A 25,200-nucleotide genomic window follows, 5' to 3' on the forward strand; every position below is an offset into this window, starting at 1 on the left:
CTGCTCTGATCAGCACGCGTGCCGTCCCCCGGGCAGCCCCGCGTCAGACCCCCGGCCCGGCGACGATCTTGCCGTTCCTGGTCGCCACCGGCAGCTCGTGCAGGGGTTGGGTGGCCGGAGAGCGCAGCACCTTGCCGGTTCTGGCGTCGAACTCGCTGCCGTGGCACGGGCAGACGAGCGTGGTCCCCTCCAGCTTGTCGATCGGGCACCCCGCGTGCGTGCAGATCGTGCTGTACGCCTTCAGCGAGCCGTTCTCGCCCCGGCTGACCACGACGTTGTGATCCCGGTACAGCTCGGCGCTCCCCTTGGCGATCCCGCTCTCGTCGGCGAGTTCGACCGGCGCTGTCGGGGTCGCCGGTGCGGTGACACCGCCTGCGGCGGAGCAGGCGGTGAGGCCGAGTCCGGCCACCGGGGTCAGGGCCGCTCCTCGCAGGACGGTACGGCGGCTCGGGGAGGGACGGCCGGGCATGCGGATCTCCACTGGTCGGGGGTGGTGCACGCGGCACGATAGCGGGGGTGGTTCCTCCGGGTTCGCGCGGGTTGGGTGTCGCTGAGGAGGGTTGGCTGGACGTAAGCGTTTGCGCAAGCGTTTACGTCCGCCGTCGGATGGGATAACTTCCCGGCCTGGGTCCTTCACCGGCCCCGGAAACCGACGAGAGGGGGCACCTTGCCGACCATGGCCGATGTCGCGCGCAGCGCCGGTGTGTCCGTGGCGACCGTCTCGCACGTCCTCAACGACACCCGGCCGGTCCTGCCCCACACCCGGCAGGCGGTCCTGGACGCGATCGACCGGATCGGCTACACCCCCAACACCCTCGCCCGCTCCCTGGTGACCTCGCGCACCCGGTCCATCGGGCTCGCGGTGTCAGCGATCAGCAACCCGTACTTCACGGAGATCCTCCAGGGCGTCGAGGCCGGCGCCCTGGAACACGGGTACAGCCTCCTCATCGCCGACCCGCACGACGACCCGGAGCACGAGCGCAAGGTCGTCCAACTGCTGCACGAGCGGCGCGTGGACGGCATGATCGTCGCCCCTTCCGCGAACCCACGGGAACTACTCGCCTACCTCGGACGCCACCAGGTCCCGGCCGTCTTCCTCGACCGGCTCGTCGAGACCCCGGCCGACGACATTCCCCACCACGACCAGGTCTGCGCCGAGAGCGCCGAACCGACCGCCCGGCTCGTCACCCACCTCGCCGAACTCGGCCACCGCCGTATCGCCCTGGTCGCCGGTCTGCCCGGGTTCAGCACGACCCGCGAGCGCATCACCGGCTACCGCCACGGCCTCGCCGCCTCCGGACTCCCCTACGACGAACGCCTCGTCGCGCACGGCGACTCCGAGTCCCCCGGCGCGGAACGCGCCACCGCAGCCCTCCTTTCCCTCACCGCCCCGCCCACCGCACTCGTCACCGCCAACAACGCGATGACCATCGGCGCCCTGCGCGCTCTGCGCGACCGCGGCCTGTCCGTGCCCGAGGACATCGCGCTGTGCTGCTTCGACGACTTCGCCTGGGCCGACCTCTTCTCACCCCGGCTGACCGCGATCGCCCAGCCCAGCAGGGAGATCGGCGCCGAGGCCGTACGCCTCCTCCTGGACCGTCTCGCCTCCCCGGAGCGCCCGGCCCGCACCGTGCGGCTGCCGTGCTCCTTCGTCCACCGCGGCTCGTGCGGGTGCCCGGAGGAACTCGGGAGTGCCCGACGCCCGGAACCGTCCGCGCGGTCGTAGTCCCCACACAGCCCCAGCACCCCAGAACCCCGGAACCCCGGAAGTTCGAGAAAGGAAGCGTCTCGTGATCGTCGTCGCCGGTGAGGCCCTGATCGATCTGGTACCGCAGGGCACGGGTGCCCTCGCGGGACTGCAGCCGGCGCTCGGCGGCGGCCCCTACAACACCGCCGTGGCCCTCGGCCGCCTCGGCTCCCCCACCGCCTTCTGCTCCCGGACCTCCTACGACGCCTTCGGCGAGGCCCTCCTGGACGGGCTCCGGCGGGCGAACGTGGATGTCTCCGCCGTGCAGCGCGGCACGGAGCCGACCACGCTCGCCGTCGCCACGATCGACGAGACCGGATCGGCCGCCTATTCCTTCTACGTCGACGGCACCGCCGACCGGCTGTTCACGGCCCCCGAGGCACTGCCCGCCGGGACCCGGGCCGTCTCCTTCGGCACCTGCTCCCTCGTCCTGGAACCCGGCGCGACCGCCTACGAGACCCTGCTGCGGGCCGCGGCGGACCAGGGCGTGTTCACCGCGCTCGACCCCAACATCCGGACGGTCCTGATCCCCGACGCGGACGCCTACCGGGCACGTTTCAAGAGCTGGCTGCCCTCTGTGTCCCTACTGAAGCTGTCCGAGGAGGACGCCCGGTGGCTGGGCGGCACCCCGCGCGAGTGGCTGGCCGCCGGGCCCGCGGCCGTCGTGATCACCCATGGCGGGGACGGGCTCACCGCCTTCACCCGGGACGGCGCCGTGTATCCGGTGCCGGGCGAGAAGGTCGAGGTCGTGGACACCATCGGCGCCGGCGACACCGTGAACGCGGCTCTGCTGCACGGCCTCGCCGCTCAGGACGCCCTGTCCTCGGAGGGGCTCGCGGAACTGGGCCGGGAGGGCTGGACCCGGCTGCTGCGGTTCGCGGCGCGCGCGGCCGCCGTCACCTGCTCCCGCGCGGGCGCCGAGCCGCCGTACGCCTCCGAACTCGGGGACTGGTGAGGGGCGTACGGCCTTCTCGTCGCTGACTTTGCGCGCTGATTTCCGCTGTTCAGGAGTCAAGGTTCCTGGTGACCGCGGAAATCCCGCGGCTGTTTGTGCAACGAGCGGCGCCCCGCCGGGAGTTCCCGCGGGGCGCCGTACTTTTCAGGATTTTCTCCGCCGTGTCGGGCGGCCGGGCTCAGGCCTTCCGTGCCCGGGCCGTCTTCTTCGCCGGAGCCGTCTTCTTCGTCGCCCCGGCCGCCTTCTTCGCGGTCGTGTCGTTGGCCGTGCTGGCCGTCGCCGTCTTCTTCGCCGCCGACTTCGCCGCGACCGTCTTCCTGGCTGCCGTTCTGCGCGGGGCCGGTACCGAGGCCGCGTCGCTGATCCGGTCGGCGCCGAGGATCTCGCGCAGGAACTTGCCGGTGTGGCTGGCCGGAACCCCGGCGACCTCCTCGGGCGTACCCTCCGCGACGACGAGTCCGCCGCCGGCGCCGCCCTCCGGACCCATGTCGACGACCCAGTCGGCGGTCTTGATCACGTCGAGGTTGTGCTCGATGACGATGACCGTGTTGCCCTTGTCGACCAGGCCGGCCAGGACCTTCAGCAGCTTGCTGATGTCCTCGAAGTGCAGACCGGTGGTCGGCTCGTCGAGGACGTAGACCGTGCGGCCGGTGGAGCGCTTCTGCAGCTCGCTGGCGAGCTTGACGCGCTGCGCCTCACCGCCGGACAGCGTGGTCGCGGACTGGCCGAGCCGGACATAGCCGAGCCCGACGTCGTTCAGCGTCCTGAGGTGACGGTTGATCGCCGGAACGGCCTCGAAGAAGTTCATCGCCTCCTCGATCGGCATGTTCAGGACCTCGGAGATGGACTTGCCCTTGTAGTGGACCTCCAGCGTCTCCCGGTTGTAGCGGGCGCCGTGGCAGACCTCGCAGGGGACGTAGACGTCCGGCAGGAAGTTCATCTCGATCTTGATGGTGCCGTCGCCCGCGCAGTTCTCGCAGCGGCCGCCCTTGACGTTGAAGGAGAAGCGGCCGGGCTGGTAGCCGCGGACCTTCGCCTCGGTGGTCTCGGCGAACAGCTTGCGGATGTGGTCGAAGACGCCGGTGTACGTCGCCGGGTTGGACCGCGGGGTGCGGCCGATGGGCGACTGGTCGACGTGCACGACCTTGTCGACGAGGTCGTCGCCGTCCACGCGCGTGTGCCGCCCCGGGACGCTGCGCGCGCCGTTGAGCTCGCGGGCCAGGTGCGTGTACAGGATGTCGTTGACCAGCGTCGACTTGCCGGAGCCGGAGACGCCGGTGACGGCCGTGAAGACGCCCAGTGGGAACGACACGTCGATGTCCTGCAGGTTGTTCTCGCGGGCACCGTGCACGGTGAGCCGCCGGGACGGGTCCTGCGGGCGCCGGATGTCGGGGACCGGGATCGCCTTCTTGCCGGACAGGTACTGGCCGGTCTGCGACTCGGCGTTGGCGAGCAGCTCCTTGAGGGAGCCGCTGTGCACGACCTTGCCGCCGTGCTCGCCCGCGCCGGGGCCGATGTCGACGACCCAGTCGGCGACCTTGATGGTGTCCTCGTCGTGCTCGACGACGATGAGCGTGTTGCCCATGTCGCGCAGCCGGACCAGGGTCTCGATCAGCCGGTGGTTGTCGCGCTGGTGCAGGCCGATGGACGGCTCGTCCAGCACGTACAGCACACCGACGAGCCCGGAGCCGATCTGGGTGGCCAGGCGGATGCGCTGGGCCTCGCCGCCGGAGAGGGTGCCGGCCGCGCGGTTCAGCGAGAGGTAGTCCAGGCCGACGTCGACCAGGAAGCGCAGCCGCTCGTTGACCTCCTTCAGCACCCGCTCGGCGATCTTCTTGTCGCGGGCGCTGAGCTTGAGCTCGCCCAGGAAGTCCGCGCAGTCGCTGATGGACATCGCGGAGACCTCGGCGATCGACTTCTCCATGATGGTGACCGCGAGGACGATCGGCTTCAGACGCGTGCCCTCACAGCTGGGGCAGGGCACCTCGCGCATGTAGCCCTCGAAGCGCTCACGGCTGGCGTCGCTCTCGGCCTCGCTGTGCCGGCGCCTCACGAAGGGGACGGCGCCCTCGAAGGGCGTGGTGTACACGCGCTCGCGGCCGTACCTGTTGCGGTAGCGGACCTCGATCTGTGTCTTGTGGCCGTAGAGCAGGGCCTTCTTGGCGCGCTGGGGCAGGCCCGCGAAGGGGATGTCCGTCCGGAAGCCGAGCGCGTCCGCGAGGGCGCCGATCAGACGGCCGAAGTAGTCCTTGGTGTGCCCGTGCGACCAGGGGTGGATGGCGCCCTCGTCGAGGGACTTGTCCTCGTCCGGGACGATCAGCTCGGGGTCGACCTCCATGCGCGTGCCGATGCCGGTGCACTCGGGGCAGGCGCCGAAGGGCGAGTTGAAGGAGAACGAACGGGGCTCCAGCTCCTCGAAGGACAGGTCGTCGTACGGGCAGTACAGGTGCTCCGAGTACATGCGCTCGCGCTCGGGGTCGTCCTCGGGAAGGTCGACGAAGTCCAGCACGACCATGCCGCCGGACAGGCCCAGGGCCGTCTCCACGGAGTCGGTGAGGCGGCGCTTGGCGGAGTCCTTCACCGTGAGGCGGTCGACGACCACCTCGATGGTGTGCTTCTCCTGCTTCTTGAGCGTGGGCGGGCTGGAGAGCTGGACGGTCTCGCCGTCGACCCGCGCGCGGGAGTAGCCCTTGGTCTGCAGGTCGGCGAAGAGGTCGACGAACTCGCCCTTGCGCTCCCGCACCAGCGGGGACAGCACCTGGAAGCGGCTGCCCTCCGGCAGCTCCAGGACCCGGTCCACGATGGCCTGCGGCGACTGGCGGGAGATCGGGCGGCCGCACTCGGGACAGTGCGGCTTGCCGATGCGCGCGAAGAGCAGACGCAGGTAGTCGTAGACCTCGGTGATGGTGCCGACCGTCGAGCGCGGGTTGCGCGAGGTCGACTTCTGGTCGATGGAGACCGCCGGTGACAGGCCCTCGATGAAGTCGACGTCCGGCTTGTCCATCTGCCCGAGGAACTGGCGGGCGTACGAGGAGAGCGACTCCACATAGCGCCGCTGCCCCTCGGCGAAGATGGTGTCGAAGGCCAGCGAGGACTTGCCCGACCCCGACAGGCCCGTGAAGACGATGAGCGAGTCGCGCGGCAGGTCGAGCGAGACATTCTTCAGGTTGTGCTCGCGCGCGCCACGGACGATGAGACGGTCGGCCACGCCGGTCCGCACCTTTCTTGAGAGAAGTGACAGGGGCGAGGCCCCCGTGCTTCTTCAGACTAGGGGGAGCCACTGACAACGCCGGTCGGATTCCCGGATGCATAACAATCCCCGACACTCCAGCATGCCCGACGCCGCCCCCGACCATATAGCACGCGCATTCGATTTAAGGCACGGCTTCACCACCTTCACCCAAAGGTGTGGCGGGGCTAGGGTCAGCACCATGATTGATCACGGTCATGACCTGGCGTCTGTACGCGACGCGACGGACCGGCTGCTCACCGCAGCCGCCGGCATGGACAACGCGTCGGCGGCCGAGCCGTCACGGCTTCCCGGCTGGAGCCGCGGCCACGTCCTCGCCCACCTCGCCCGCAACGCGGACGCCCTGGTGAACGTCCTTCAGGGCCGGCCCATGTACCCCTCCGCGGACGCCCGTGACGCCGACATCGAACGGGACGCCCCGCGACCCCTCGACGCGCACCTCGCCGACCTGCGGGAGAGCGCGGACCGTTTCCAGGCCGCGGGGAGCGTGCCGGCGGACTGGTCGCGCACCGTGGAGCTGCGCAACGGGGTCACCGACTCGGCGTCCCGGGTGCCGTTCCGCCGCTGGGCCGAGGTGGAGCTGCACCACGTCGACCTCGGCATCGGGTACGAGCTGGAGGACCTGCCCGGAGAATTCGTGGAGCGGGAGATCGACTTCCTCGTCGAGCGCTTCTCCGGCCACCCGGACGTGGCGGCCACCCGCCTGACGGACGGCACGCGCGCGTGGCGGACGGGCCGGGAGGCCGAGGGCCCGGAGGTCACCGTCACCGGTCCGGCACCGGAGCTGCTGGGCTGGCTCGCGGGGCGCCGCGACGGCTCGGGGCTGACCACCGAGGGCGGCGAGCTGCCGAAGCTCCCGCCGCTGTAGCCGGCAGCAGGCCCCCGCCGCGGCCGTAGCGTGCACGACGGGGCCTCGGCGGGGATCCGGGCGCTTCGCCGCTATAGGCTGACCGCCATGACGTACAGCGGACAGGTGAAGGTCGGCGGCCCGGCGGACGTGCACGAGCTGAAGGACCTGATGATCACCAAGATCGCGGTCGGCCCGATGGACAACAACGCCTATCTGCTGCGCTGCCGGGCCACGGACGAGCAGCTGCTGATCGACGCGGCCAACGACGCGGACACCCTGCTCGGCATGATCGGTGACGACGGCATCGCCTCCGTCGTCACCACGCACCAGCACGGCGACCACTGGCAGGCCCTCGCCCGGGTCGTCTCGGCCACCGGCGCCCGGACGTACGCGGGCCGGGAGGACGCCACCGGCATCCCGGTCCCGACCGACGTCCTCGTGGACGACGGCGACACCATCCGGGTGGGACAGGTGGAGCTCACCGCGCGCCATCTGGTGGGGCACACCCCGGGCTCCATCGCCCTCGTGTACGACGACCCGCACGGGCATCCCCATGTCTTCACGGGCGACTGCCTCTTCCCGGGTGGCGTCGGCAACACCCGTAAGGATCCTGAGGCGTTCGCCAGCCTCATCCACGATGTCGAGACGAAGATCTTCGACGTGCTCCCGGACGAGACCTGGGTCTACCCGGGCCACGGCAACGACACCACGCTGGGCGCGGAGCGCCCGCATCTGCCGGAGTGGCACGCGCGCGGGTGGTGACTCACCCGGTACGGCGGGCCCGTGGCCGCCGGGGACGCCGTACAGGGGCGGCCGGCCGCCACGACCCGCCGCCCCCGCACGTCTCGGCCCGCTGCCGCCTCGTGAGGGCGGGCCGGTGACCCATGGGAGTCACCCCTACAGCGCACAGGGCGCCGGATGCGTCACATCCCCGGCGCGAATTCCCAACACCCGCCCGGCGCACGCCTGAAGGCGCGCGCCCCGTGTGAACCGTTCGCACGCGCCGGTGTCATGCGCGCGCTCCCGGCGTACTTCGTTGCGCGGTCAACTGGAGGCAGCCCCGCACAGGATGACGGCTCCTGCGCGGTACGGGCCGCCGGTCTTTCGAATCCCCGCCCTCGGCCGGCGGCCCCGGCCTCTGCCTCTGCCCGGGAACTGTTCACAGGACCGCAACACCCGTTCCCACTATGCGGACAATTACGGTCGTGACCTCGACAAACAGGCGATCGACTGTCAATCTCCGGCCATGCACCTCGCCCCTCGCGCACTGCGCCGCGCCGTAGCCGCGGCAACGATAGCCCTGCTCGCCACCGCCGTCGGCTGCGCTCCGCAGCCGGAGGAGAAGGCGGCTGCCTCGCCGTCCGGTTCGACCGGCACCACCTGCGCCAAGGGCGAACTGGCCACCAAGACCTCCGGCAAGCTGACGATCGCCACCGACGAACCGGCGTACGAGCCCTGGTTCAAGGACGACAAGCCCGCCAACGGCAAGGGCTTCGAGTCGGCGGTCGCCTACGCCGTCGCGCAGCAGCTGGGTTACGACAAGAGCGCCGTCGTCTGGCAGAGCGTTCCCTTCAACAAGGCCTTCGCGCCCGGCGTGAAGACCTTCGACTTCGACATCAACCAGGTGTCGATCAGCGCCGAGCGCAGGAAGGCCGTGGACTTCTCCTCCGGCTACTACGACGTGCGCCAGGCCGTCATCGCCCTCAAGGGTTCCAAGGCCGCGAAGGCGACCAGCATCGCGGACCTGAGGAACCTCAAGCTGGGCGCACAGGTCGGCACGACGAGCCTCGACTACATCACCGACGTGGTGAAGCCCAAGCAGCAGGCCGCGGTCTACGCCAAGAACGACCAGGCCAAGTCCGCGCTGAAGAACGGTCAGGTGGACGCCATCGTCACCGACCTGCCGACCGCCTTCTACATCACGGCGGCCGAGGTCACCAACGCCAAGATCGTCGGCCAGTTCGAGAACCAGGGCGGCACGCCGGAGCAGTTCGGGCTCGTGCTCGACAAGGGCAGCGCGCTCACCCCGTGCGTGACGGACGCGGTGGACGCCCTGCGCAAGGCCGGCACGCTGGCGAAGATCGAGAAGCAGTGGCTCTCGGACGCCGTCGACGCACCGGTGCTCAAGTGACGGTCACCAAGGAGGAGTCCGGCCAGGAGGGCGCGGACGACAACGGTGACATGTCAGGTGACGGCGACGGTTACGTCCCGTCGCGGCGGCGGATCGAGCGCGAGGCCTTCAAACGCGCGCGTACCCGCCGCGCGACGGCGATCGCCGCGCTCTCGACCCTCGTCACGGGCGTGGTCCTCTACCTGGTCGTCGTCAACGCGCCCGGCTGGCCGCGCACCAGGGAGACCTTCTTCAACGGCCAGTACGCGCGCGAGGCGTTCCCCAAGGTCCTCGAAGGGCTGTGGCTGAACGTCCGGCTGCTGCTGGTCTGCGGGGTCGCGGTGCTCGTCCTGGGCATGCTGATCGCCATCGCGCGCACGCTGCGCGGCCCGGTGTTCTTCCCGCTCAGGGTGCTGGCCGCCGCGTACACCGACTTCTTCCGCGGACTGCCGCTGATCATCAACCTGATGATCGTGGTCCTGGGCGTCCCGGCGCTGCGCCTGCAGGGTGTGACCGTCGACCCGGTCCTCCTGGGCGGTACGGCGCTCACGCTGACGTACTCGGCGTACGTGGCCGAGGTGTTCCGTGCCGGCATCGAGTCCGTGCACCCCTCGCAGCGCGCCGCGGCCCGCTCCCTCGGCCTCACCAACCGACAGGCGCTGCGGTACGTCGTACTGCCCCAGGCCGTGCGGCGCCAGGTGCCGCCGCTGCTGAACGACCTGGTGTCGCTGCAGAAGGACACCGGCCTTGTCTCGATCGGCGGCGCCATCGACGCCGTACGGGCCGCCGACATCATCGTGGGCCGCAGCCTGAACTACACGCCGTACATCGTGGCCGGCCTGGTCTTCGTGGCGCTGACCATTCCGATGACCCGGTTCACGGACTGGGTGACGGCGCGGATGGACCGGCAGCGGGCCCAGGGAGGAGCGATATGAGCGACGCGCCCGTGCTGCGCATGGAGTCCGTGCGCAAGACGTTCGGCGGCACGGTGGTGCTGCGGGACGTCGGTCTGGAGGTCGCTCCGCACACGGTGACCGCGCTGATCGGCGCGTCCGGTTCCGGCAAGTCGACGCTGCTGCGGTGCGCCAACCTCCTGGAGGAGATCGACGACGGAGCGATCTGGCTGGACGACGAGGAGATCACCGACCCGCGCGTGGACCAGGACGCGGTACGGCGCCGTATCGGCGTGGTCTTCCAGGCGTACAACCTCTTTCCGCACATGACGGTCCTGGACAACATCACCCTCGCTCCGCGGCGCGTGGACGGCGTGTCCCGAGGGGAGGCCGAGGAGCGGGCCAGGGAGCTGCTGGAACGGCTCGGACTGGGCGGGAAGGCGGGCGAGTACCCGGACCGGCTGAGCGGCGGCCAGCAGCAGCGTGTGGCGATCGTGCGCGCCCTCGCCGTGCGCCCTCGGCTGCTCCTGTTCGACGAGATCACGGCCGCGCTCGATCCGGAGCTCGTCGGCGAGGTCCTCACCGTCGTCCGCGACCTCAAGGACGACGGCATGACGATGGTGCTGGCCACGCACGAGATGGGCTTCGCGCGGGACGTCGCCGACCAGGTTTGCTTTCTGGACTCGGGCGTGGTCCTGGAGCGCGGAACCGCCGAGCAGATCTTCGGCGATCCGCAGGAGGAGCGCACGCGGCGCTTCCTGAAACGGATCGTGGAGGCGGGGCGGTTGTAAGGGGCGCGCGCCATGGCGGCCGGGGCTTACGCCTCGGCCTGCGCCGCCCCCGCCAGTGCCACCACCCGCTCGACGCCGAACACATAGCCCTGCACCCCGCATCCCGCGATGACGCCGTCGGCGCGCAGCGAGACGTACGAGTGGTGCCGGAAGGACTCGCGCTGGTGGATGTTGGAGATGTGGACCTCGAGGACGGGCAGCCCGTCGCAGGTGTTGAGGGCGTCCAGGATCGCGACCGACGTGTGGGAGTAGGCGCCCGGGTTGATCACGATCCCGCAGTGGTTCAGCCGCGCCTCGTGGATCCAGTCCACCAGCACGCCCTCGTGATTGGACTGCCGGAAGTCCACCGTGCCGCCGTGCGCGGAGGCCGCCTTGGCGCACAGCGCCTCCACGTCGGCCAGGGTGTCCTTGCCGTAGATCTCCGGCTGGCGCTGGCCGAGGAGGTTCAGGTTGGGCCCGTTGAGGATCATGATCGGGGCGTTGGCCAGGGTGCGGGGCACGGTTCCTCCGGTCCGGTGAGGTGGGCTGCTCGGACCGGTCTATCACGCGGCGGCCTACGGGTTGATCGCCAGCTCCAAGTACGCCGCGAACAGCACGAGATGCACCCCGCCCTGCAGTGGTGTGGCGCGGCCCGGTACGACCGTCAGCGAGCTGACCACCACGGTCAGGGCCAGCAGCACCATGTGTGTGGCACCGAGGCCGAGGACGAGCGGGCCGGAGAGCCAGACCGAGGCCAGGGCGACCGCGGGGATGGTCAGTCCGATGCTGGCCATGGCGGAGCCGAGCGCCAGGTTCAGGCTGGTCTGGACGCGGTCGCGACGGGCCGAGCGCAGAGCGGCGATGGTCTCGGGGAGCAGCACCAGCAGGGCGATGATCACACCGACGACCGCATGGTGCAGGCCCGCTGCCTCGACGCCCGACTCGATCGTGGGCGACACCCCCTTGGCCAGGCCCACCACACCGATCAGGGCGAGCCCGAGCAGACCCAGACTGATCCAGGCGGTACGCGCGGAGGGGACGTCGGCGTGGTCGTCGGCGCTGATCACCTCTCCCTGGCGGGTGATGGGGAGGAAGTAGTCGCGGTGCCGCACCGTCTGGGTCGTCACGAACAGGCCGTAGAGGATCAGCGAGGAGATCGCGGCGAAGGTCAGCTGTACGGCGGAGAACTCCGGGCCGGGTTTGCTGGTGGTGAAGGTCGGCAGCACCAGGCTGAGCGTGGCCAGGGTGGCCACGGTGGCGAGGGCGGCGCCGGTGCCCTCGGGGTTGAACACCGCCGTGCCGTGTCGCAGGGAGGCGACCAGGAGACAGAGGCCGACGATGCCGTTGCAGGTGATCATCACGGCCGCGAAGACCGTGTCCCTGGCCAGCGTCGAACTCTTGTCGCCGCCGTCCGCCATCAAGGTGACGATCAGCGCCACCTCGATGATCGTGACGGCGACGGCGAGAACGAGGGAACCGAACGGCTCTCCGACCCGGTGGGCGACCACCTCCGCGTGATGCACGGCCGCCAGGACGGCACCCGCGAGGACGAGCGTGACCAGCGCGACCACCGCGCCCGGCAGATCGCGCCCCCAGGTGAAGACCAGCAGAACGACCGCGAGGACCGGTACGAGGAGCGTCCACTGGTTTGTGAGCGACCTGGACCGAGCGATCATGGAGCGATCCTCGCAGAGGGGCACAGGCCCCGCATTCCGGCGTTGCGGGGCCTGCTGCCTATCACTTGAACTCCGTCATCCCTTCCAGGTCGCAGTCGGTGAAGGCCGGCGGCCGGGTGCACAGCGCGGCCATGCGCTGCGCGAACTCGGCCGTCTCGGGGGCGTTGCTGGTGGCCATGGCTTCCTCGTAGGAGTTGAACTCGATCACCACGAGGTAGCGGTTCGGCTGGTTCCTGTCCCTGAGGACGAGGCGGTGCGTGGGACCGCCGCTGCGGCTCGCGAACCGCTCGTCCATCTCCTCGGACAGCTTGCGCATCTCCTCGATGCGCTCGGTCTCGAAGTCGACGATCTGTATGAACTTGACGGGTGCGTCCATGGATTCCTCCACCCGGCCACGGCGCTCCCTGTGCGGGAACGCTCGGCTCCCAACGAAGCACCGGGAGCGGTGATCGGCAATTCATCGCGCGGCGCTCCCGGTGCTGGTTGTTCCTACGTCGGTCGTCGTCAGGCCTGGATGCTGTCCTTCGGAGCGCCTTCGCTCTCCGACTGCGCCGCCTGGGCCGCCGCCTGCTTCCTGGACGCCCTCAGGCTGGTGATCGTGGTGACGATCAGGACCGAGCAGATCACGCCGAGGGAGACGGGGATGGAGATCTCCGGAACGTGGACGCCGGACTCGTGCAGCGCGTGCAGCACCAGCTTGACGCCGATGAAGCCCAGGATGATCGACAGACCGTAGCTGAGGTGGACGAGCTTCTTCAGCAGCCCGCCGATGAGGAAGTACAGCTGGCGAAGGCCCATCAGCGCGAAGGCGTTCGCGGTGAAGACGATGTACGGGTCCTGGGTCAGGCCGAAGATCGCGGGGATCGAGTCGAGCGCGAACAGGACGTCCGTGGTGCCGATCGCGAGCATCACGACCAGCATCGGGGTCATGACCCGCTTGCCGTTCTGCTGGATCCACAGCTTGGTGCCGTGGTAGCGGTCGGCGACACCGAACCTGCGCTCGGCGGCCTTGAGCAGCTTGTTCTCCTCGAACTCCTCGTCCTCCTCGTCGGCCCTGGCCTCCTGGATGAGCTTCCAGGCGGTCCAGATGAGGAAGGCGCCGAAGAGGTAGAACACCCAGGAGAAGCTGGCGAGGATCGCGGCGCCGGCGGCGATGAAGATCGCCCGCAGGACCAGGGCTATGAGCACACCGACGAGCAGGACGCGCTGCTGGTACTGCGAGGGCACGGCGAACTTCGCCATGATCAGGACGAAGACGAAGAGGTTGTCGACGCTCAGCGACTTCTCGGTGATGAAGCCGGCGAAGAACTCGCCGCCGGCCTGGCCGCCGCCGAAGACGAGCAGGCCGAGTCCGAAGAGCCCCGCGAGGGCGATCCAGACGACCGTCCAGATCCCGGCTTCCTTGATCGAGACGTCGTGCGGCTTGCGGCCGATGAAGAAGTCGACCGCGATGAGGGCGGCAAGGCCCGCGATGGTCAGGACCCACAGGGTCGGGGAAACATCCACTGCGCCTCCGGCATACGTAACGGCAAATGTGAGCGTCGTCGCTACCGGAGGTCTCTTCCACCCAGGCACGGGCCCTGGGCCGGCGCCCCGGGATCTGGTTGATCCGTACTGACGGGTACGCCGCAGCAGATAGGGAGTACTCCCCTCCGTGAGAAAGACTGTACCCCAATCACCAAGGAAAGGTAAAGAGATCAGTAAAAGAAAGACCAAATCCGCTGCTCAGGGCTCTTTACGTGTACTTGGTGCGGGCTGCCGCGACCCGAGCGAGCACCTGCTCGAGCACCTGGCTCCCGGTCGGCACCAGCGCCGGTTCATAGGTCCAGGCGTGGCCGACCCACGGGTCGGCGAGGTGATCGTCGGGCAGGGGGGTGAGTCGCAGCAGCGAACGCCACAGGGGGTCGAGCAAAGGACCGTAGGCCTGGGCGTCCTCGCGGTCCGCGACCATCACCAGGTGGACGCCGACCGACGGTCCCTCGTCCGCCAGGTAGCGCAGCTGGGTCACGGCCCGGTCGTCGAAGCCGTGCGGGAAGTCGTTGACGATCAGCAGCTGCTCGGCCGTGTCCAGGCCGGGCGGAAGGGAGTCGGCCGCTCCACCGCGCACCGCCATCTGGACCAGGTCGACGCGCTGGGTGAGCCGGGTCAGGACGTCCGCCACGCCCGCGGCACCCTGGGCGGGCGGGGCCGGAAGGACGCCGGTCCGCACCAGCGGCGCGAGTGCCCGGGATCCGGACCCCGCCGGATCGATGACATGCACGGTGAACTCGCCGGCCGGATGGACCGCGAGCAGCCTCGCCGCCAGTGCCACCGCCGTCTCCATCGCGCGGTGGCGCAGTTCATGGGCGTCGGCGAACGACTCGTCGTACGCCTCCGCGGATCCCGCGTCGATCCACAGACCGCGCTCCAGGGGCAGCCGTACCAGCATCGGGATGCGCAGCAGCTCGCTCTCGGGCAGGTAGAGGTCGCCCAGGCGCAGGGCCATCGGGATCTCCATCGGGACCCGGTAGGCGTGCCACACCGGATTGTCCCAGCGGGCGTAGGCGCAGGGCAGCGCGGGTTCGACGACGTCGGACTCGGCGGACAGCTGGGCGAGGTCGCGGTCGAGGGCCGCCCGGGCCTGGTCGATCAGGTCGGCGTGTTTGGCGCGGGCCGTCTCGCGGGCGGCCTCGCCCTGGCCGCCGATCCTGCTGCGCGGGTCGGACAGGACCTGGTCGAGCTCCTTCTCCATGCGCGAGTCGGCGAAGTCCACGGCGCTGCGGTACGCGGCCGTGGTGCGGGCCAGGTCCTCGAACATGCCCCAGATCTGGTTGTAGAGCCGCTCGTCCATCGACCAACCGGTGGCATCACCGGCGACGGGCCGGGCGGGCTGTCCGGGGGCGGCAGGAGGCGCGGTCGGCGGGGGTGGCGGCGGCGCGGCGGTCTGCCGGGCCGGGTGGCTGTAGTCGATCGGACCACCGGTCGCCGAGGGCTGGGTGGCGGTGGACGGGGCCGTGGGCGGGATTCCGGGCTGCGGCACACCACCCGCGGTGGTGCTCTGGGCGCCGTAGGGAGCGGTCGGCGGTGCCGGGACGCCGTACGGGTCGGCCGGCTGCTGCGGTGCGGCCGGGCCCGAGTCGCGGTGGGGCGCTCCGCCCTGGTCAGGGCCGGGAGCCGGCACCGCCGTCCGGCGGGTGCGGTCGCCGTCCGCCGTGTGCTGCGGGGGTGCCGGTACCGCTCGGGCCAGGCTCTGACCGACCGCCTCGTCGATGCGGGCCGCGAGCCGCTGCGGCTCGGGCAGGCCCTGATCGCCGAAGAGTTCGGCGAGACCGCCGGCATACCCCTGGCCGACGGCGCGCACCTTCCAGGCGCCCTGCCGGCGGTACAACTCCACGGCGACGACGGCGGACTCCGCGTCCAGGCCGGTGATCGTGTAGCTGGCGACCTCGGTGCCGTCGAGGCCGGTGACGGCGACGAAGGGAGCGGCGACGGCACCGAACCTCGTCGGCCCCCCGTCGGGCAGGGCGAGGAGCACATGGACGCGGTGCACGGCCTCGGGCATGGCCCCCAGGTCGACTGCGAGCCGGTGGTCGGCGGCCGCCTGCCGGGACACCTCGAGGCCGGGCAGGGTGGGCGCGCCGGGGTGGGCGACCCCTTCCACGCCATGCGCCCTGCCCTGTTCGTCGCCGAGCGTGGCCGAGGCGACGACCGGCGTGCCGGCCGAGACCCGGATCTCGAGACGGACCTGGGAGAGCGGGTGGTTCTGCCCCCGCACCAGCTCGGCCGTCATCGCCCTCGTCCCCCCTGTGTCGCCGGCGTCGTCTCGTGTGCGGTCGTCGGGTGGTCCTACAGGTGGGGCAGGATCGACGGCATCAGGTCCTGGAAGGTACGGCCGTTGGCCGGGGTGCCGAGAGCGGTCAGCGTCCAGCCGGAGCCGGCTCGGTGCACCTTGGCCATGATCTGGGCGGTGTAGGCGCCGCCGCCCGCGAGTGTGTAGCGGGCGAGCTCCTGGCCGTTGGTCTCGTCGACCAGGCGGCAGAACGCGTTCTGCACCTCCTGGAAGGTCTGCCCGGTGAACGAATTCACGGTGAAGACGATCTGGTCGATGTGGACCGGGACCCGCGCCAGGTCCACGAGGATCGCCTCGTCGTCGCCGCCCTGGCCGACACCGCCGACGAGGTTGTCACCGGTGTGGCGGACCGAGCCGTCGTCGCTGACGAGGTGGCGGAAGAAGACGACGTCGACCGGCTGCTTGTCCGCGAACAGGACGGCGGAGGCGTCCAGGTCGATCTCGCGGGTGCGCGAGCCGAACAGGCCGCGCCGGGGAGCCGCCTGCCACCCGAGACCCATGCGCACCGCGGTCAGGCTGCCCCCGTCGTTCTTCTGCAGACTGATGGCCTGACCCTTGGTCATGTTGACGGTCACGGCTGGTTCCCCTCTCGAACTGTCCCCTGTTGCCGCGGAGTCCGCGGTTGTCCAGAACCCTACGCAGCGGCACCGACAGTGCCGAACCCCGGCTCGTACTTTGTGTCGGTCTTGCAACACAGTGCGCATGTGCCGAGGTCCGGCGGCTGCCAGGAGTCAGGCCAGACCCGCCTCCCTCATCTGGCGCAGCTCCTTCTTCATCTCCGACACCTCGTCGCGCAGCCGGGCCGCGATCTCGAACTGGAGGTCCGCGGCCGCGGCGCGCATACGCGCCGTCATCTCCTCGATCTGCTCGGCGAGTTCGGCCGCCGGACGGTCGGTGGGGACGGTCTCCGTGGCCTTGCCCTTGGCCTTCTTGGTACCGGCGGCCGCCTTGCCGCCGAGGGCGGGCACGGGTGCCTTGGCGCCCTTGCCGTCCTTCGACTTGCGGTAACCCGAGCCGAGCAGCTGCTCGGTGTCGACGTCCTCGCGGGCGATCTGCGCGACGATGTCGTTGATCTTCTTGCGCAGCGGCTGCGGGTCGATGCCCCGCTCCTTGTTGTACGCGACCTGCTTCTCCCGGCGCCGGTTGGTCTCCTCGATGGCCTTCTCCATCGCCGGGGTGATCTTGTCGGCGTACATGTGGACCTGGCCGGAGACATTGCGCGCCGCGCGGCCGATGGTCTGGATCAGGGAGGTGCCCGAGCGCAGGAAGCCCTCCTTGTCGGCGTCGAGGATGGCCACCAGGGACACCTCGGGCAGGTCGAGGCCCTCACGCAGCAGGTTGATGCCGACCAGCACGTCGAACTCACCGGAGCGCAGCTCGCGCAGCAGCTCGACGCGGCGCAGGGTGTCGACGTCGCTGTGCAGGTAGCGCACCTGGATGCCGAGCTCCAGGAAGTAGTCGGTGAGGTCCTCGGCCATCTTCTTGGTGAGGGTGGTGACCAGGACGCGCTCGTCCTTCTCGGTGCGGGTGCGGATCTCGTGCACCAGGTCGTCGATCTGGCCCTCGGTGGGCTTGACGACGACCTCCGGGTCGACGAGACCGGTGGGGCGGATGATCTGCTCGACGACGCCGTCCGCGCGCGAGAGCTCGTACTTGCCCGGGGTGGCCGACAGATACACCGTCTGCCCGATGCGCTCCTGGAACTCCTCCCACTTCAGCGGGCGGTTGTCGAGGGCGGAGGGCAGGCGGAAGCCGTGGTCGACGAGGGTGCGCTTGCGGGAGGCGTCGCCCTCGTACATGGCGCCGATCTGCGGGACCGTGTTGTGCGACTCGTCGATGACCAGGAGGAAGTCGTCCGGGAAGTAGTCCAGCAGGGTGTTGGGCGGGGAGCCGGGCGAGCGGCCGTCGAAGTGCATCGAGTAGTTCTCGACACCGGAGCAGGAGCCGATCTGGCGGAGCATCTCGATGTCGTACGTCGTCCGCATCCGCAGGCGCTGGGCCTCCAGGAGCTTGCCCTGCTTCTCGAGCTCGGCCAGTCGCTCGCCGAGCTCCTTCTCGATGTCGTTGATGGCCCGCTCCATGCGCTCGGGCCCGGCGACGTAGTGGGAGGCGGGGAAGACGTACAGCTGCTCGTCGTCGCTGATGATCTCGCCGGTGATCGGGTGCAGGGTGGAGAGTGCCTCGATCTCGTCGCCGAACATCTCGATGCGGACCGCGAGCTCCTCGTAGACCGGGAAGATCTCGATGGTGTCGCCGCGGACGCGGAAGGTGCCCCGGGTGAAGGCCAGGTCGTTGCGCGTGTACTGGATGTCCACGAAGCGGCGCAGCAGCAGGTCCCGGTCCATCTCGTCGCCGACCCTCAGGGGGACCATGCGGTCCACGTACTCCTGGGGTGTGCCCAGGCCGTAGATGCAGGAGACGGAGGCGACCACCACGACGTCTCGGCGGGTGAGCAGCGAGTTGGTCGCGGAGTGGCGCAGCCGCTCGACCTCCTCGTTGATCGAGGAGTCCTTCTCGATGTAGGTGTCCGACTGCGGGACGTACGCCTCGGGCTGGTAGTAGTCGTAGTACGAGACGAAGTATTCGACCGCGTTGTTCGGCAGCAGTTCACGGAACTCGTTCGCCAGCTGGGCGGCCAGGGTCTTGTTCGGCGCCATCACGAGTGTGGGGCGCTGGAGCTTCTCGATCATCCACGCGGTGGTGGCGGACTTGCCGGTGCCGGTCGCGCCCAGCAGGACGACGTCCTTCTCACCGGCCTCGATGCGCTTGGCCAGCTCGGCGATGGCCGCCGGCTGGTCGCCGCTGGGCTGGTAGGGGCTGACGACCTCGAAGGGCGCCACCGTGCGTTCGATGTTGGAAACGGGCCGCATGGGATCCACCGTACGACCCCCCACTGACAATGCGGTCGGGTCAGCGGTTCTGCGGGGTGCGTGAGGTGCGTGAGGTGCGTCGGACGGCCTGCCGGACCGGGCGGAGCGGGGGCCGGTGCGCCGGGTGGTGGACGGTGGGATGGGCCGGGACGCCTGGCTTGTGCTCGACGGGGGTCCAGTCGGGCCTGCCCATGACCATCATCGGGTCGAACACCACGACGACGGCAGCGATCGCCAGGAAGGCGAGCGGGCCGATCAGCAGGGGCCACAGCAGCGCCGCGGCCGACTCACCGGCGGTCGGGGCCGCCGTGCCGTGGAGATGGACGCTCAGGGCGGCCATCCCGGTGTAGTGCATGCCGCTCACGGCGAGCCCCATGACGAGGCTGGCGCCCACACTCCACAGGAACCCGCGGATCTGGCCGGCCGCCCACAGGGCGGCGGTGGCGGCGGCCATCGCGATGACGACGGAGGCGGCGACGGTGAGGGTGTTGTACTCCAGTCGTCCGTTCAGGCGCATCGCCGCCATGCCCAGGTAGTGCATCGAGGCGATGCCCAGACCGGTGATGGTGCCGCCGGTGAAGAGAGCGGTTCCCCTCGCGCCACGGTAGCCGACGATGAAGATCCCGATGCCCACCATGACGATCGCGACGCCGAGGCTGGCGAAGGTCATCGCCTTGTCGTAGTGGATCGGCGCCTGCCTGACCTTGAAGCCCATCATGGCGACGAAGTGCATGGTCCATATGCCGGACGCGATGGCCACCGAGCCGAGGGCGAGCCAGCCGGGACGCCAGGAGTGGGCGACGAGCATCGATCTGGTGGTGCAGCGCAGGCCGAGGGCGCCACCGAGGGAGGCCATGAGAAAGGCCACCACCGGTGTGACGAGTCCGTAGCTGAATCCGTCGACCGTGCCTTGCATGCGCGGCTGCCCTTCCCGCCCTTTTACGTCCCGGAATCTTCTGAAATGCGCCCCCTCCCAGAACCGCCCCAGCGGTCAGGGTTGAGGCAGAGAGTATGACCCCCACCGGAATGGTCGAACGATTTTCCGGCAAAGAAACACGTCGTTGCCCCAGTTGTGCGGCACCAGTGAGCGGACTTGGGCAACTCCATTCCTTGTGTGGCCGTTCTGTACCCCGACATCGTTGACGTTCTGCTGTCAGAGTTGAGCAGTCCGTGATCGCCCGATGCCAGGGAGTACGCATGTACACGCGCGTAGTTGCCGTCGTCTGCACCGCGCTGCTGGGGGCCGCCGCCTTCCTGCTGCCGCACAACGACGCCCGGGCGCGCGACGTCGCCAAGAGCCCGGTTCCGCTGGTCATCGGTCACCGGGGTGCGGCCGCCTACGCGCCCGAGAACACCCTGGCCTCCATCGACAAGGCGGCCGCGATGGGCGTCTCCTGGGTCGAGAACGACGTCCAGCGCACCAAGGACGGCGAGCTGGTCGTCATCCACGACGACAGCCTGCGGCGCACGACGAACGTCAGGCAGCTCTTCCCCGGCCGGTCCCCCTGGAAGGTGAAGGACTTCACCGCCGCCGAGATCGCGCGCCTGGACGCGGGCAGCTGGTTCGGACACCAGTACGCGGGCACGCGCGTGCCGACGCTGACGCAGTACATGCGGGAGGTGGAGCACAACCACCAGAAGCTGCTCCTGGAGATCAAGAACCCGCAGCTGTACCCGGGCATCGAGCGGGAGACCCTGAAGGTCCTCGGCAACGAGGGCTGGCTGGACCGGCGGCATCTCGCCGGCCGGCTGATCGTGCAGAGCTTCAGCGCGGACAGCCTGCGGATCGTCCACGACCTCGCGCCGGCCGTCAGGACCGCCCTGCTCGGCACACCGCCGGTCGCGGACCTGAACCGGTACGCGGCCTTCACCGACGGGATCAACCCGTCCTACGGCACGATCTCGACGGGATACGTCACCTCGGTGCACGCGCTCAAGGGGCCGCACGGCAAGCCGCTCACGGTGTTCGCCTGGACCGTCGACGACGCGGCCGTCGCCCGGCGCGTGCAGCGGTACGGCGTCGACGGCGTCATCACCAACAAGGCCGACGTGGTCCGGGCGGCGTTGCAGGCACCCTGAGCCGGTCCGCCGCACCGGGCTTTGATGTCAGTGGCGGGTCGTACGGTGGGGGCATGGACAGCCATGGGGAGTACGAAGAGCAGGTCGTGTTGGCGGTGGTGGACACCGGCATCGGTCCGCTGCTGCTCGCCGCGACCCGCGAGGGCCTGGTCAACGTCGTGTTCCATGCCATGGACGCGGTCCGCGTGAAGGCGTTGGAGCGGCTCGCGTCGCGGCTGGGCCGCGAGCCGGTCGAGGCACCGGACTCACCCTGGCTGGCCGAGCCGATACGGCAGGTCCAGGCGTACTTCGCAGGCGAGCGGCGCGACTTCGAGCTGCCGTTGGACTGGTCGCTGATCTCCGGGTTCAACCGTCAGGTGCTGCGCGAGCTGGCGTCCGGGGTGCCGTACGGGGCGGTGGTGGGCTACGGCGACCTGGCCGGGCGGGTGGGACAGCCCGGGGCGGCACAGGCGGTGGGCGTGGCGATGGGATCCAATCCGCTGCCGGTCGTGGTGCCCTGCCATCGGGTGGTCGAGAGCGACGGCGGTATCGGCGGGTTCGGGGGCGGTCTGGAGACCAAGCGGAAGCTGCTGGCCCTGGAGGGAGTGCTGCCCGAGCCGCTGTTCTGACGTCGTCCCTGGTGGCGGCGACGCGCGCGTGAGCGCCCCTGTGGCTGTCAGTCGTAGTGCCGGGCCTCCAGGACGTTGCCGTCCGGGTCGCGGAAGTAGAAGCTGCGCCGGGCGTTCCCGCGTGCGCCGAAGGAGTCGTACGAGAACTCGGAGACGGGGACGGTGCGCTCCTCCAGACGGCTGCGGAGGGTGTCGAAGTCGTCGCCGGGCAGTGCTATGCAGACGTGGTTGACCGGGTGGCCCGCGCTGTCGGCGGCGCCGGGGAGCATCTTCATGTCCGGCGCGATGGAATGGGGCATGAGGTCGAGGATGGTCTCGTCGTTCAGCCGTACGGAGGGAAAGGAGACCTTCCCCTCGGTGAACTCGGTGACCCGCAGCGGCCGGAGTCCGACCGTCTTCTCGTAGAAGTCGGCCGAGGCGACCGGGTCGCGCACCCACAGGACGACGTGGTCGAGACGTGTCGTGTTGTCGGTCATGCACCCCAAGGCTGGTGTCGTCCACCACAGGCCGCAAGGGTTTGACCGGGCACACTTCCCGCCAGAGATGAGGGAGGACCGAACGACAGGAGGCAGGCGCGTGGTGCTCAGGGTGTCGGAGGAAGTACGCGAGGCGATCGACGCGCGTCGACCCGTGGTGGCTCTCGAGTCCACGATCATCGCGCACGGGCTGCCGCGCCCGCGCAACCTGCAGGTCGCGCTGGAGCTGGAGGAGGTCGTACGACGGGAGGGCGCCGTTCCCGCGACGATCGCGGTGCTGGACGGGCGGCCTCATGTGGGGCTGGACAAGGAGCAGTTGGAGCGGGTCGCCAACGAGGACGGGATCCGCAAGCTGGGCCACCGCGACCTGCCGCTCGCGGCGGCGTCGGGTGCGAGCGGGGCGACCACGGTGTCCGCGACGGCGCTGCTGGCGGCGCTGGCGGGCGTGCGGGTGTTCGCGACGGGCGGACTCGGCGGGGTGCACCGGGAGTGGACCGTCACTCAGGACGAGTCGGCCGACCTGGGGTTGCTGGCCCGGACGCGGATCACGGTGGTGTGCGCGGGCGTGAAGTCGATCCTGGACGTGCCGGCGACGCTGCAACGGCTTGAGACGCTCGGGATCGCCGTGGCCGGATACAGCACGGACCGCTTCCCCGGCTTCTACTTGTCGGACTCGGGACACCCCGTGGACTGGACCCTGGACAGCCCCGCGCAGGTCGCCGACGTCATGCGGGCGCAGGACTCCCTCGACGGACCCGGGTCGGCGCTGATCGTCGCCAACCCCGTGCCCCCGGAGGAACAGCTGGATCCCGAGTTGCACGCGCGTGTGCTCGCCGACGCGCTGCACGCGTGCGAGGCGGGGGGTGTCACCGGGCAGGCCGTCACGCCGTTCCTGCTGGACTACCTGGTACGGCACACCGACGGGGCCTCGCTGACCGCGAACCTCGCGGCGGTGCGCGGAAACGTACGGCTGGCGGCGCGGATCGCGGCGGCCTGGGCAGCGGCGTGACGACGGAGCCGGGCGGCGCGGGCGGGGGAGCGGGCTCGCTCGGTTCGCGGACCGGTGCGCTGCTGGTCGTCGGGGACGTGATCACGGACGTGGTCGCCCGCCACCGGGGACCGCTGGCGGCGGGAACCGACACGGCCGCCGTGATCCGCACGCTGCCGGGAGGCGCGGGTGCCAACGTGGCGTGCTGGGCGGCCCATCGGGGCTGTCCGGAGGTACGGCTGCTCGGACGGGTGGGAGCGGACGCGGCGGACTGGCACGATCGCGCGCTCGCCGCGTGCGGGGTACGGCCCCTGCTCGTCGTCGATGCCGAGGCGCCGACCGGGACGGTGATCTGCCTGGTCGACACGGGCGCTTCGGGCGAGCGGGCGTTTCTGACCGACAGCGGGGCCTCGCTGCGGCTGGAGCCCGGTGACTGGTCGGACGGGCTGCTCGACGGGGTGGCCCGGCTGCACCTCTCGGGGTATCTGCTGTTCTCCGAGCCGAGCCGCGCGCTGGTGAGGGTGGCGCTGGATTCGGCACGCGCACGTGGGGTGCCGGTGAGTCTGGACCCCGCGTCGGCCGGTTTCCTGCGCGAGCTGGGGGTCGGCCGATTCCTGGAGCTCGTCGACGGAGTGGATCTGCTGCTGCCCAGCCGGGACGAGGCATGTCTGCTCACGGGGCTGCCCGATCCGGCGGACGCGGCCGCCAAGCTGAGCCGGCACATCCCACTGGTCGTCGCCAAGCAGGGAGCGGACGGCGCGCTGGTCGCCCGCGCGGGGACGGTGACCGCGGACGTGCCCGCGGTCCCGGCGGACGCCACGGACACGACGGGCGCCGGCGACGCCTTCACGGGCGCGTTCCTGGCCGCGCTGATCTCGGGCGCCACCCCGGAAACGGCAGCGCGGGAAGGCTGCCGAGCGGGGGCACTGGCCGTCGAACGGGTGGGAGCGAGACCGCCGGGGCGGGGGTGACGGCGAGCGACACAGAGGGGACGGCAACCGCCTGTCCCTCGGGTGAGACGGCGGGCGGCGCGGACGGGACCGGCAACCGCCTGTCCCCAAACTCCTTCACGCGTCCCTCAACCGGCTACCCCTTCCTCCCCCACACGTCTTCCCCGACCGGCTGCCCCTTCGTTCCCCACGCGTCCCCCCAACCGCCTACCCCTTCCTCCCCCACGCCGAGATCATCGGAGCCGTCGCCAGGTCCATGCCGCCGGCCGCGATGTTGGTCAGATGGCGGTCGATCTCCTCGTCCGTGGCGAGGCCGGCTTCGACGAGCTGGGGGCGGATCTGGCGGACGGTGGCCGATTCGAGGGCCGCGCAGGCCGGTGAGGTGAGCGGGAAGTACGCGTCGGCCTCGACACGGCGCAGTCCGGCCTCGCGCAGCAGGCGTGGCAGGCGGCGGCCGTAGGAGAGATCGGCGCCGCGCTCGGCGAGGAGCTGGCGGAAACCGTGCCGCAGCCGGTTGGCGAGCCGCTGCTCGGGACCGTGTTCGTCGGGGCAGAGCAGCGGCTGCAGGGCGGGGTCGGCGTCCTCGACGAGGATGCGGCCACCGGGACGCAGGGACTCGACCATCGACCGCAACGCCCGCTCACGGTCGGGGACATGGACGAGGACGAGCCGAGCGTGCACCAGGTCGAAGCCCTCCCCCGGCGGTTCCTCGGCGCCCACGTCGTGGACCCGCACCTCCACCGGCGGCCGGCCGGCGGAGGCGAGCCGGGTGGTGTCGATGTCGGTCGCCACGACCTTTCCCGTCGGACCGACCTTCTTGGCCAGCCAGGACACGACCGAGGTGCCGCCCGCGCCGACCTCCCAGCAGCGCCAGCCGGGCCCGATGCCGAATCCTTCCATGTGCCGGAACGTCGTGGGGTCGAAGAGGGTGGCGAAGGCGTCGAAGCGCTCGGCCGCCTCCGACTGCCGGTTGTCGAGGAGGTACCCGTCGGATCGCGTCATGCCGCGATCATCCCAGTTGCCGGGCTTGTGCGGAGTGGCCGACGCGGTCCCCGGGACGAGATGACGACCCAACTCGGGCAAAACGCTTTTCCACAGGCGGGAACAAAGCGGAATCTCCTGTTCCCACAGCCTCAACCGCCGCTTACC

Annotated in this window: 23 protein-coding genes; 11 read left to right on the forward strand and 12 right to left on the reverse strand. The window is 70.3% G+C overall.

The annotated features are described in order from the left end of the window. Positions 1 to 43: 43 nt before the first annotated feature. On the reverse strand, positions 44 to 469 hold the full coding sequence (locus MKW14_RS15335; protein ID WP_240863095.1) for a Rieske (2Fe-2S) protein: 426 nt from the start codon (positions 467 to 469) through the stop codon (positions 44 to 46). 198 nt (positions 470 to 667) lie between these two features. Here MKW14_RS15335 and MKW14_RS15340 point away from each other — a divergent pair, with 198 nt between their 5' ends. Next, positions 668 to 1,726: a LacI family DNA-binding transcriptional regulator gene (locus MKW14_RS15340; protein WP_240863096.1), complete on the forward strand. Its 1,059-nt coding sequence runs from the start codon at positions 668 to 670 to the stop codon at positions 1,724 to 1,726. 64 nt (positions 1,727 to 1,790) lie between these two features. Continuing rightward, positions 1,791 to 2,702 (forward strand): carbohydrate kinase family protein, encoded by a 912-nt coding sequence (locus MKW14_RS15345; RefSeq protein ID WP_240863097.1) that lies wholly within the window; start codon positions 1,791 to 1,793, stop codon positions 2,700 to 2,702. A 178-nt stretch (positions 2,703 to 2,880) separates the two neighbouring features. Here the strand turns inward: MKW14_RS15345 and uvrA are convergent, their stop codons facing one another. After that, positions 2,881 to 5,910 (reverse strand): excinuclease ABC subunit UvrA, encoded by a 3,030-nt coding sequence (gene uvrA, locus MKW14_RS15350; protein ID WP_240863098.1) that lies wholly within the window; start codon positions 5,908 to 5,910, stop codon positions 2,881 to 2,883. 223 nt (positions 5,911 to 6,133) lie between these two features. Here uvrA and MKW14_RS15355 point away from each other — a divergent pair, with 223 nt between their 5' ends. The 5 genes from MKW14_RS15355 to MKW14_RS15375 all read left to right on the forward strand — a co-directional run bounded on the left by MKW14_RS15355 (position 6,134) and on the right by MKW14_RS15375 (position 10,596). Further along, positions 6,134 to 6,820 (forward strand): maleylpyruvate isomerase family mycothiol-dependent enzyme, encoded by a 687-nt coding sequence (locus tag MKW14_RS15355; RefSeq protein WP_240863099.1) that lies wholly within the window; start codon positions 6,134 to 6,136, stop codon positions 6,818 to 6,820. Positions 6,821 to 6,907: 87 nt separating this feature from the next. After that, positions 6,908 to 7,564, forward strand: coding sequence for an MBL fold metallo-hydrolase (locus MKW14_RS15360; protein WP_240863100.1), 657 nt, complete (start codon positions 6,908 to 6,910; stop codon positions 7,562 to 7,564). Between the two features lie 484 nt (positions 7,565 to 8,048). Further along, positions 8,049 to 8,933: an ABC transporter substrate-binding protein gene (locus tag MKW14_RS15365; RefSeq protein WP_240863101.1), complete on the forward strand. Its 885-nt coding sequence runs from the start codon at positions 8,049 to 8,051 to the stop codon at positions 8,931 to 8,933. Next, positions 8,930 to 9,847, forward strand: a complete 918-nt coding sequence (locus MKW14_RS15370; protein ID WP_240863102.1) for an amino acid ABC transporter permease — start codon at positions 8,930 to 8,932, stop codon at positions 9,845 to 9,847. Before MKW14_RS15365 ends, MKW14_RS15370 begins: the two co-directional genes overlap by 4 nt. Then, the gene (locus MKW14_RS15375; protein ID WP_276620632.1) at positions 9,844 to 10,596 is read left to right on the forward strand and encodes an amino acid ABC transporter ATP-binding protein; all 753 of its coding nucleotides are present in this window, start codon (positions 9,844 to 9,846) and stop codon (positions 10,594 to 10,596) included. Before MKW14_RS15370 ends, MKW14_RS15375 begins: the two co-directional genes overlap by 4 nt. Before the next feature lie 26 nt (positions 10,597 to 10,622). On the opposite strand, the gene aroQ is transcribed toward MKW14_RS15375, so the two are convergent. The 8 genes from aroQ to MKW14_RS15415 form a co-directional block, all read right to left on the reverse strand. After that, positions 10,623 to 11,096, reverse strand: a complete 474-nt coding sequence (gene aroQ / locus MKW14_RS15380) for a type II 3-dehydroquinate dehydratase (RefSeq protein WP_240863103.1) — start codon at positions 11,094 to 11,096, stop codon at positions 10,623 to 10,625. A 54-nt stretch (positions 11,097 to 11,150) separates the two neighbouring features. Next, positions 11,151 to 12,251: a calcium:cation antiporter gene (locus tag MKW14_RS15385; protein WP_240863104.1), complete on the reverse strand. Its 1,101-nt coding sequence runs from the start codon at positions 12,249 to 12,251 to the stop codon at positions 11,151 to 11,153. Between the two features lie 61 nt (positions 12,252 to 12,312). Then, positions 12,313 to 12,627: a hypothetical protein gene (locus MKW14_RS15390; RefSeq protein WP_240863105.1), complete on the reverse strand. Its 315-nt coding sequence runs from the start codon at positions 12,625 to 12,627 to the stop codon at positions 12,313 to 12,315. A 128-nt stretch (positions 12,628 to 12,755) separates the two neighbouring features. Next, entirely contained in the window at positions 12,756 to 13,757 is a 1,002-nt protein-coding gene (locus tag MKW14_RS15395; protein WP_240863106.1) for a TerC/Alx family metal homeostasis membrane protein, read from the reverse strand. Between the two features lie 229 nt (positions 13,758 to 13,986). After that, on the reverse strand, positions 13,987 to 16,020 hold the full coding sequence (locus tag MKW14_RS15400; RefSeq protein ID WP_240863107.1) for a TerD family protein: 2,034 nt from the start codon (positions 16,018 to 16,020) through the stop codon (positions 13,987 to 13,989). Positions 16,021 to 16,076: 56 nt separating this feature from the next. Beyond that, complete coding sequence (locus MKW14_RS15405; RefSeq protein WP_208780527.1) at positions 16,077 to 16,655, reverse strand: TerD family protein; 579 nt, start codon at positions 16,653 to 16,655, stop codon at positions 16,077 to 16,079. A 156-nt stretch (positions 16,656 to 16,811) separates the two neighbouring features. Beyond that, a complete protein-coding gene (gene uvrB, locus MKW14_RS15410) occupies positions 16,812 to 18,950 on the reverse strand; it encodes an excinuclease ABC subunit UvrB (protein ID WP_240863108.1) in 2,139 nt (712 codons plus the stop codon). Positions 18,951 to 18,990: 40 nt separating this feature from the next. Beyond that, positions 18,991 to 19,866, reverse strand: a complete 876-nt coding sequence (locus MKW14_RS15415; RefSeq protein ID WP_240863109.1) for an MHYT domain-containing protein — start codon at positions 19,864 to 19,866, stop codon at positions 18,991 to 18,993. 281 nt (positions 19,867 to 20,147) lie between these two features. Here MKW14_RS15415 and MKW14_RS15420 point away from each other — a divergent pair, with 281 nt between their 5' ends. Both MKW14_RS15420 and MKW14_RS15425 read left to right on the forward strand, forming a co-directional pair. Then, on the forward strand, positions 20,148 to 21,029 hold the full coding sequence (locus tag MKW14_RS15420; protein ID WP_240863110.1) for a glycerophosphodiester phosphodiesterase: 882 nt from the start codon (positions 20,148 to 20,150) through the stop codon (positions 21,027 to 21,029). 53 nt (positions 21,030 to 21,082) lie between these two features. Further along, positions 21,083 to 21,637: a methylated-DNA--[protein]-cysteine S-methyltransferase gene (locus MKW14_RS15425; RefSeq protein ID WP_240863111.1), complete on the forward strand. Its 555-nt coding sequence runs from the start codon at positions 21,083 to 21,085 to the stop codon at positions 21,635 to 21,637. A gap of 47 nt (positions 21,638 to 21,684) precedes the next feature. Here MKW14_RS15425 and MKW14_RS15430 read toward each other — a convergent pair whose 3' ends face one another. Further along, positions 21,685 to 22,113: a VOC family protein gene (locus MKW14_RS15430; RefSeq protein ID WP_240863112.1), complete on the reverse strand. Its 429-nt coding sequence runs from the start codon at positions 22,111 to 22,113 to the stop codon at positions 21,685 to 21,687. A gap of 100 nt (positions 22,114 to 22,213) precedes the next feature. Between MKW14_RS15430 and MKW14_RS15435 the strand changes: the two genes are divergently transcribed. Both MKW14_RS15435 and MKW14_RS15440 read left to right on the forward strand, forming a co-directional pair. After that, positions 22,214 to 23,122, forward strand: coding sequence for a pseudouridine-5'-phosphate glycosidase (locus MKW14_RS15435; RefSeq protein WP_240863113.1), 909 nt, complete (start codon positions 22,214 to 22,216; stop codon positions 23,120 to 23,122). Then, positions 23,119 to 24,072, forward strand: a complete 954-nt coding sequence (locus tag MKW14_RS15440; protein ID WP_240863114.1) for a carbohydrate kinase family protein — start codon at positions 23,119 to 23,121, stop codon at positions 24,070 to 24,072. The genes MKW14_RS15435 and MKW14_RS15440 overlap by 4 nt, the downstream gene beginning before the upstream one ends. A 186-nt stretch (positions 24,073 to 24,258) precedes the next feature. Here MKW14_RS15440 and MKW14_RS15445 read toward each other — a convergent pair whose 3' ends face one another. Continuing rightward, a complete protein-coding gene (locus MKW14_RS15445) occupies positions 24,259 to 25,053 on the reverse strand; it encodes a methyltransferase (RefSeq protein ID WP_240863115.1) in 795 nt (264 codons plus the stop codon). Between the last annotated feature and the right edge of the window lie 147 nt (positions 25,054 to 25,200).

Origin of the sequence: Streptomyces gilvus (genome assembly GCF_022513565.1) — a bacterium.
Taxonomy (GTDB): domain Bacteria; phylum Actinomycetota; class Actinomycetes; order Streptomycetales; family Streptomycetaceae; genus Streptomyces; species Streptomyces gilvus.